The organism is Streptosporangium sp. NPDC003464 (assembly GCF_053588315.1).
This window is the reverse complement of sequence record NZ_JBSFPS010000552.1, coordinates 1-1,533: the sequence shown is the minus strand read 5'-3', so window position 1 is coordinate 1,533 and position 1,533 is coordinate 1. Positions and strand designations below refer to the sequence as shown.

The window sequence follows — 1,533 nt, the reverse complement described above, 5'->3', positions numbered from 1 at the left end:
CACGACGAGTGACGGTAATCGTCCCAGCGGCCCCTCTCCGGGAATTGTCCCCAGCCCCTCCCCCGGGGCTCGTATATGCCACGGCCCGGGGCCGCGACGCGGCGGGCACCCGGGAGCGGCGGGCCGGCCCGGTCATCGGGGGCCCTCGTCGGGGTGCGGGTAGTAGGTGATCAGGCCGCGGCCGATCCGCCAGGTGCTGCCGTCCGCCGCCACCCCGCGCATGTCCTCCAGCGTGGCCGGCCCGGCCAGCTCCACGACCCGCACGTCGCCCAGGCAGGCGAAGGCGTAGGTGCGCCGCGGCTGCCAGCCGGTGCTGTGCCGCAGCCGGCGGCTCATCTGCGCCCATCCCAGCGCGGCGCCGGCCACCACCCACGCGTCGGGATCGCCGGCGGCGAACCGCCGCGCCGGGCGCAGCCAGGACGCGGCCTCCTCGGGCCAGTCGACGACCGCCGGCACGGTCCCGCCCGCGGCCTCCCAGCTCCGGACGAACGCCTGGGCCGCGGCCCGGGAGGCGGCGTCGCGGCCGTGGCCGACGGTGACCGTCTCGATCCGCGGCCGGGCCGCTGTCAGCTGCTCCACCAGCGCCGCCACCTCGGCGGCGGTGTGCCCGGCCGGCTGCGCCGGAGCCGCCGCCCGCGCGGCGGGGAGGGGGCGGACCAGGGGTGAACGCGGCCGGGTGGCTCTTCCGGTGCCCGCGATGATTGTCATGTCGTGTGCTCCCTGTAGGGGCGCCTGCCGGCGCCCGGCGACGTGCGGGGCCGGACCTGTCGCGGGCCGGCGGGCCGTACGGTGACCGTCCCCCTTCACGCGGCGTCGTGGAAGACCAGGCCCAGGGTGTGACGGGTGCCCGAGCGGATGGTGCTGACCCCGTGGCGGACCGGGGCGGCCGACCAGCCGCGCGCCGACTCCACCGGGCGGTCACGGGTGGTGAAGACCAGGCCGTGGCCCTGCCGCAGCAGCGTCGAGGTGCCCCGGGACTGGGCGCGGGGCCGCTGCTCGACCATCAGGAACTCCCCGCCGGTGTGGTCGACGCCGGGCTCGTCCAGGCCGATGACGACCTGCAGGGGGAAGACGAGGTCGCCGTACAGGTCGCGGTGGAGGGCGTTCCAGTCGCCCTGGCGGTAGCGCAGCAGGATCGGCGTGGGCTTGGTCTGTCCCGCCGCGTGGCACATCTCCAGCCACTCGTCCAGGCTGTCGGGCCAGGGCGCGCTCCTGTCGAGCTTGGCGGCCCAGTCGCGGGCGATGGGCAGCAGCCGCGGATAGAACGCCTGCCGCAGCCGCTGCACCAGGTCGGGGAACGGGCTGTCGAAGTAGCGGTACTGCCCGGATCCGAACCGGTAGCGGGCCATGTCGACCGTGGAGCGGAAGAGTCCGGCCTCCTCGTACAGCCCGGAGACGCTCGCGCACTCGGCCGGGGTCAGCAGCGGCGGGGTCAGGGTCACCACCCGCCAGTACGTCCCGGCCGGACCGGACTCCCTGGGCAAGCCCCAGTTCGCCCAGGTGATGTCGGGGCCGCTCTCGCCCCGGCTGAAG

At 76.1% G+C, this 1,533-nt stretch carries 2 protein-coding genes; both read right to left on the bottom strand.

Annotation, left to right across the window (positions count from 1 at the left end):
• Nucleotides 1-132: 132 nt before the first annotated feature.
• Nucleotides 133-708 (bottom strand): hypothetical protein, encoded by a 576-nt coding sequence (locus ACWDS7_RS48460; protein WP_451934826.1) that lies wholly within the window; start codon nucleotides 706-708, stop codon nucleotides 133-135.
• Between the two features lie 95 nt (nucleotides 709-803).
• Nucleotides 804-1,533 (bottom strand): 2OG-Fe(II) oxygenase (locus ACWDS7_RS48455; protein ID WP_451934825.1); only part of this gene is annotated, 730 nt, incomplete at its 5' end.

What these genes read in the sequence shown, in the direction of transcription:
- ACWDS7_RS48460 (WP_451934826.1), bottom strand. Translation starts at nt 708, where the DNA reads ATGACAATCATCGCGGGCACCGGAAGAGCCACCCGGCCGCGTTCACCC.